Genomic DNA, 6,208 nt, shown 5'->3' with positions numbered 1-6,208 from the left:
CGAGCAACTGGTCGCCGGCACCGCCGCGCTGCGACCGCGACCGCGGATCTCGGTGACCACGAACGCGATCGGCCTGACCCGCCGGGCCGCCGGGTTGCACGCCGCCGGACTGGACCGGATCAACGTCTCGCTGGACACCCTGGACGCCCGCCGGTTCGCCGAGCTGACCCGGCGCGACCGGCTGGCCGACGTGCTGGCCGGCCTGGCCGCCGCCCGGGACGCGGGGCTGACCCCGGTGAAGGTCAACGCCGTGCTGTTGCGCGGCGTCAACGAGGACGAGGCGGTCCCGCTGCTGCGGTACTGCCTCGACAACGGCTACCACCTGCGGTTCATCGAGCAGATGCCACTCGACGCGCAACACGGCTGGCGCCGGGCGGACATGGTGACCGCCGAGGAGATCCTGGCCCGGCTGGCCGAGGCGTTCGAGCTGACCCCCAGCCACACGCCGCGTGGCGCCGACCCGGCCGAGCGCTGGCTGGTCGACGGCGGGCCGGGCGAGGTCGGGGTGATCGCCTCGGTGACCCGGTCGTTCTGCGCCGCCTGCGACCGGACCCGGCTGACCGCCGACGGAGCGTTGCGCAACTGCCTGTTCAGCCAGTCCGAGACCGACCTGCGCGGCCCGCTGCGCTCCGGCGCAGGCGACGACGAACTGGCCGACATCTGGCGGGCCACCATGTGGACCAAGCTGGCCGGCCACCAGATCAACGAGGCCGGGTTCGCCCAGCCGTTGCGGCCGATGAGCGCGATCGGGGGCTGAGCAGATGGTGGATCTGCGGATGCGGGTCCGGTATTTCGCCGCGGCCAGGGCGGCCGCGGGCACCACCGGCGAGGAGCTGACCGTGCCGGCCGGCAGCACCGTGCACGACGTGCTGGACACGCTGGCCGCCCGGCACGGGGAGGAGCTCACCCGGGTGCTGAAGGCCTGCAGTTTCCTGCTGGACGGGATGGCCGTCCGGGACCGTGCCGCGATGCTCACCGAGGGTGCTGAGCTGGATGTTCTCCCGCCGTTCGCTGGCGGTTAGAGGCTGTCACTTTTTGTAGCCATTTCCCCTGGAAGAGTGATTCAACACTCAATCGAATAGTTGGCCAATATGCACACATCACCGGCCGATAACTACTGATCATCTTTGCATTGACCTGGGCATATGCGCATGATCGTCGGGCTACTCCGGTTGTTACTGTGACGACGATCACACTCGATACGATTTCCCATTTAGTCAGCCATTCCGTACCGTTCCGTGTCGGTTGGTCCCGACCAACTCAAGCAAACCCGGATGCCCGCGCGCCGAACCCTGTCCAGCGGATGTCCGAGAAATACCCCCGAGTGAAAGTGACTTCCGGACAGGGGCGTGGTCGGCCCGAAACCGACCGTCCACAATGGACGCTGGCGCAGAAGAGAGACCCTAATGGCTAACCGAGGCAAGCACCGCATGCCCAACGCTGCCACCCGCACCATCGCTCGTGTTGTCGTCGCCGGCGTCGCCGTGGGTGCTCCGTTCGCCATCGCCGCTGGTACGGCGCAGGCGAGCCCCAACTGGGACGCAATCGCCCAGTGCGAAAGCGGCGGGAACTGGAGCATCAACACGGGCAACGGCTACTACGGCGGCCTGCAGTTCAGCCCGGGTACCTGGAAGTCCAACGGCGGTACCGGTAACCCGGCCAACGCTTCCCGTGAGGAGCAGATCCGCGTCGCCGAGAACGTCCTGCGCACGCAGGGTATTGGCGCGTGGCCGACCTGTGGCAAGCGTGGCGGCGGCGGTTCGGCCGCGCCGGCGAAGTCGGCGAAGCCGAAGACCCAGAAGAGCAAGCCGGCTCAGAAGCCCGCCGCCCCGGTGGCGGCGCCGGTCACGGTCACCGTGACGTCGAACCCGAACGGCGACTACATCGTCGTTGCCGGCGACTCGCTGTCGAAGATCGCCCAGGCGCAGAACGTCCAGGGTGGCTGGCAGGCCCTGTTCGAGAAGAACAAGGACTTCATCAGCAACCCCAACCTGATCCTGGTCGGCCAGAAGCTCGCCACCAAGTAACAGGGCAGCAGCACCTTTGGCCCCGGTCGCATCGCGGCCGGGGCCAGAGTGCATTCAGGGGGAGTTGACCCATTCGTCGGTGCCGTCGGTGAAAATTTGGTGCTTCCAAATAGGAAGCCGGCTTTTCACCTCGTCGACGAGATTCGCGCACGCCTCGAACGCCGCCCGGCGGTGGTCAGCGGAAACGGCACAGGCCAACGCGATGTCGCCAATTCGCAGCGGGCCGATCCGGTGACTCACGGCGAGCGCCCGCAACCCGGAATGCCGCCGGGCGACGTCGGCGGCCACCTCCTCGATGGTGGCCGCGGCACTGGGATGGCCCTCGTAGCGCAGTTCCACGACCGACCGGCCATGATCATGATCACGCACCACGCCGGCGAAGGTGACCACCGCGCCGGCCGCCTGGTCGGACACCAGGTCGGCGTGCTCGTCCACCGAGAGCGTCCGCTCGTCGATCACCGCGCGCAGCACCCGGGCCGCCGGCCGGTCGGCCGGCGGTCCGCCCGGCCGGTCGTGGTCGCCGCCGGAGAGTTGGTCGACCGCGTGCGCCAGCACCCCGTCCAGCACCCCGAGCCCGTCCTTCACCCCGCCGCTCGAGCCGGGCAGGTTCACCACCAGGGTCCGCCCGGCGACCCCGGCCAGACCGCGGGACAGCGCTGCGGTCGGCACCGCCGGCAACCCGGCCGCGCGGATCGCGTCGGCCAGCCCGGGAATCTGGTAGTCCAGCACGGACGCGGTGGCCTCCGGGGTGCGGTCGGTCGGACTGATGCCGGTCCCGCCCGTGGTGACCACCACGGTCACCCGCTCGGCGACGGCCGCGCGCAGCGCCGCCGCCACCGGCTCGCCGTCCGGGACCACCTGCACCTCGCCGACCTCGAACCCGCGCTCGCGCAGCCACGCCGCGATCACCGGGCCGGTCCGGTCGGCGTAGACCCCGGCGGCCGCCCGGTTGGACGCCGCCACCACCCGGGCCGTTCGGGACTCGGTCATCGATCCTCCGGTCGGGTCCAGGTTCCGCTCTTGCCGCCGACCTTCTCCACCAGGCGCACCGCGTCGAGCACGGCGGCCGGGTCGACGGCCTTGATCATGTCGTGCAGGGCGAGCCCGGCCACCGCGACGGCGGTGAGCGCCTCCATCTCCACCCCGGTCCGGTCCGTGGTGCGGGCCACCGCGGTGATCTCCACCGTGCTGCCGGCCAGCACGAGGTCCACGGTGACCGAGGAGAGCGCGATCGGATGGCACAGCGGGATCAGGTCGGGCGTGCGCTTGGCCGCCATGATGCCGGCGATCCGCGCGGTGGCCAGCGCGTCCCCCTTCGGCAGGCCGTCCCGGCGCAACAGGTCCACCACCTCGGCGGTGGTGCGCACCAGCCCGGCGGCCGTGGCGATCCGGGCGGTGGCGTCCTTGCCGGACACGTCGACCATGCGCGCGGCCCCGGCCGCGTCCAGGTGGCTCAGCTCACGCACGCCTCAGATGGTAGTTGCATGATGGGGGCCGGCGGCCTTGCGCACGCACTCGGCGACGGCCGGGGCGACCGCCGAGTCGAACACGCTGGGCACGATGAACGAGGCGTTGAGCCGCTCGTCGTCCACCACGTCGGCGATCGCGTCGGCGGCCGCCAGCAGCATGTCGTCGGTGACCGTGCGGGCCTGCGCGTCCAGCAGACCGCGGAACACCCCGGGGAAGGCCAGCACGTTGTTGATCTGGTTCGGGTAGTCGCTGCGCCCGGTGGCCACCACCGCCGCGTACCGCTGCGCCTCCAGCGGGTCGATCTCCGGGTCGGGGTTCGCCAGGGCGAACACCACCGCGCGGGGCGCCATCGTGGCGACCTGCTCGGCGCCGAACAGGTTGGGCGCCGAGACGCCGATGAAGACGTCCGCGCCGACCAGCGCGTCATGCAGGGTGCCGGTCATCCCGGCCCGGTTGGTGTTGGCCGCCACCCAGGCCATGTTGTCGTCCATGGCCGGCCGGTCCCGGTGCACGATGCCGTGCACGTCCACCGCGATCACCTCGCCCGGCCCGCGCTGCAGCAGCAGCCGGATGATCGCCGAGCCGGCCGCGCCCACTCCGCACACCACGATCCGGCAGTCCGCCATGGACTTGCCGACCACCCGCAGGGCGTTGCGCATCGCGGCGGTGACCACGATCGCGGTGCCGTGCTGGTCGTCGTGGAACACCGGGATGTCCAGCATCTCCCGCAGCCGGGCCTCGATCTCGAAGCAGCGCGGCGCGGCGATGTCCTCCAGGTTGATGCCGCCGTAGACCGGCGCCAGCAACTGCACCGTGCGGATGATCTCCTCGGTGTCCTGGGTGTCCAGGCACACCGGCCAGGCGTCCACGTCGGCGAACTTCTTGAACAGCGCCGCCTTGCCCTCCATCACCGGCAGCGCGGCGGCCGGCCCCAGGTTGCCCAGGCCCAGCACCGCCGAGCCGTCGGTCACCACGGCCACCGTGTTGCGCTTGATGGTGAGCCGGCGCGCGTCGTCCGGGTTCTCCGCGATCGCCTGGCAGATCCGGGCGACGCCGGGGGTGTAGGCCCGGGACAGGTCGTCGCGGTTCTTCAGCGCGACCTTGGACCGGATCTCGATCTTGCCGCCCAGGTGGATGAGGAAGGTACGGTCGGAGACCTTGCGCACCGCGACGCCGGGCAGCCGCTCCAGCTCGTCGGTGATGTCCCGGGCGTGGCCTTCGGACAGCGCGTTGCAGGTGATGTCGACGACGATCCGGTCGGTGTGCGACTCCACCACGTCGAACGCGGTGATCACGCCGCCGAGCTTGCCGATCGCACTGGCCAGGTCGCCCGCGGCGCTCGCCGAGGGCGGCGCCTCGAGCCGGACGGTTATCGAGTAGCCCGGACCGGGAACTGGCATACCCGGACTCTATCTTCCGTCAGGGTTGCCAGTTGATCTCGGTGACCGGGTGCTCGTACGGCAGCTTGTCCAGCGGCAGCGGCAGCTCGATCTCACCGAACGGCGACAGTGCGCCCTGCCGGTCGGCATTGGTCTCGCTGACCGGGTGCCTGCCGTTGTCGTCGTCCCCCGGCCAGGCGGGGTCGATCCGGTCCGTGTTGACGCCCTTCGCCACCGGCCCTCCCGTTCTTCCGCGTTGCGCCTGCGTACGTTACTCGACCCAACTGGAGCCGGCCGCACGTATACCGTGGTCAAGGTGCCGGGCTCGACCCTTACTCAATGGCTGCGCGAACAGGATGACGCGGCGCTGGTCGAGCTGCTGCGGGCGCGGCCGGACCTGGCCACCCCGCCGCCGCCGGACAGCAGCGTGCTCGCCGCCCGGGCCGGCGCCCGGGCCTCGGTTGCCCGGGCCGCCGAGGGCCTGGACACGTTCCTGCTGACCGTGCTGGACGCCCTGCTGCTCGCCGACGCCGACCACGAGCCGGTCCCGCTGACCACCGTGACCAGCGCGCTGGGCGTCGAACCGGACCGGGTCGCCGGCGCGGTGCGCACGCTGCGCGGGCTCGCCCTGGCCTGGGGGGACGACACGGCCATCGCCCTGGTGCCGGCCGCCCGCGAGGTCGGCGGGCCGTTTCCCGGCGGGCTGGGCCGGCCGTCGGCGGAGCTGGCCGGGGCCGATCTGCCGGCCCTGCTGGCCGGGCTCTCCGACGCCGAACGGCGGCTGCTCACCACCCTGGCCCACGGTCAGCCGATCGGGCGAACGCGGGATGCCGCCGAGCCGGTCCCGCTGGACCGGGCGCAGACCCCGGTGCAGCGCCTGCTCGCCCTGGGCCTGCTGCTGCGCCGCGACGCCGAGACGGTGGAGCTGCCCCGTCAGGTCGGGCTGGCGCTGCGTGGCGAGGCCCCGCTCGGCTCGCTCGGCCTGGACGAGCCCGAGCTGCGCGGCTCAACGCAGCGACCGGCCACGGTGGACGCGACGGCGGCCGGCGAGGTGCTCGAGCTGGTCCGGCGCATGGAGACGCTGCTGACGCTGTGGACCGAGGCGCCGCCGCCGGTGCTCAAGTCCGGCGGGCTCGGCCAGCGCGACCTGCGCCGGGCGGCCCGCGAGTTGGACGTCGACGAGCGGCAGGCCGGCCTGCTCGCCGAGCTGGCGCTGGCCGCCGGGCTGGTCGTCGACAGTACTGTCTCGACTGCCAGCACCACCCCGGAGTGGGCGCCGACCACCCAGGTGGATGCCTGGCTGGGCGCCAACCCGGCCGGGCGGTGGGCGGC

At 71.8% G+C, this 6,208-nt stretch carries 7 protein-coding genes and 1 pseudogene; 4 read left to right on the top strand and 4 right to left on the bottom strand.

Going from position 1 to position 6,208, the window contains the following annotated elements:
- The 3 genes from VFO68_RS27760 to VFO68_RS27750 all read left to right on the top strand — a co-directional run.
- The coding region (locus VFO68_RS27760) for a GTP 3',8-cyclase MoaA (RefSeq protein ID WP_325161350.1) at positions 1-757 on the top strand (757 nt) is incomplete at its 5' end.
- Between the two features lie 4 nt (positions 758-761).
- Entirely contained in the window at positions 762-1,022 is a 261-nt protein-coding gene (locus tag VFO68_RS27755; protein WP_325161349.1) for a MoaD/ThiS family protein, read from the top strand.
- Positions 1,023-1,406: 384 nt separating this feature from the next.
- Positions 1,407-2,027, top strand: coding sequence for a transglycosylase family protein (locus tag VFO68_RS27750; protein WP_325161348.1), 621 nt, complete (start codon positions 1,407-1,409; stop codon positions 2,025-2,027).
- Positions 2,028-2,081: 54 nt separating this feature from the next.
- Here VFO68_RS27750 and VFO68_RS27745 read toward each other — a convergent pair whose 3' ends face one another.
- The 4 genes from VFO68_RS27745 to VFO68_RS27730 are packed head-to-tail and all read right to left on the bottom strand — an operon-like array spanning position 2,082 to position 5,111.
- Entirely contained in the window at positions 2,082-3,017 is a 936-nt protein-coding gene (locus VFO68_RS27745) for a molybdenum cofactor biosynthesis protein MoaE (RefSeq protein WP_325161347.1), read from the bottom strand.
- Positions 3,014-3,493 (bottom strand): cyclic pyranopterin monophosphate synthase MoaC, encoded by a 480-nt coding sequence (gene moaC / locus VFO68_RS27740; RefSeq protein ID WP_325161346.1) that lies wholly within the window; start codon positions 3,491-3,493, stop codon positions 3,014-3,016. Before moaC ends, VFO68_RS27745 begins: the two co-directional genes overlap by 4 nt.
- 3 nt (positions 3,494-3,496) lie before the next feature.
- Positions 3,497-4,897, bottom strand: coding sequence for an NAD-dependent malic enzyme (locus tag VFO68_RS27735; protein ID WP_325161345.1), 1,401 nt, complete (start codon positions 4,895-4,897; stop codon positions 3,497-3,499).
- Positions 4,898-4,916: 19 nt separating this feature from the next.
- Positions 4,917-5,111, bottom strand: coding sequence for a hypothetical protein (locus tag VFO68_RS27730; RefSeq protein ID WP_325161344.1), 195 nt, complete (start codon positions 5,109-5,111; stop codon positions 4,917-4,919).
- A gap of 81 nt (positions 5,112-5,192) precedes the next feature.
- On the opposite strand from VFO68_RS27730, the pseudogene VFO68_RS27725 reads away from it, so the two are divergent.
- Positions 5,193-6,208: pseudogene (locus VFO68_RS27725) on the top strand (DNA-binding protein); the annotation flags it as partial.

It is taken from the genome of Actinophytocola sp. (assembly GCF_035712165.1).
In the GTDB taxonomy this organism is placed as follows: Bacteria; Actinomycetota; Actinomycetes; order Mycobacteriales; family Pseudonocardiaceae; genus DASYTH01.
The sequence above is the reverse complement of the archived record's forward strand: the minus strand, read 5'-3'. Positions and strand labels throughout refer to the sequence as shown.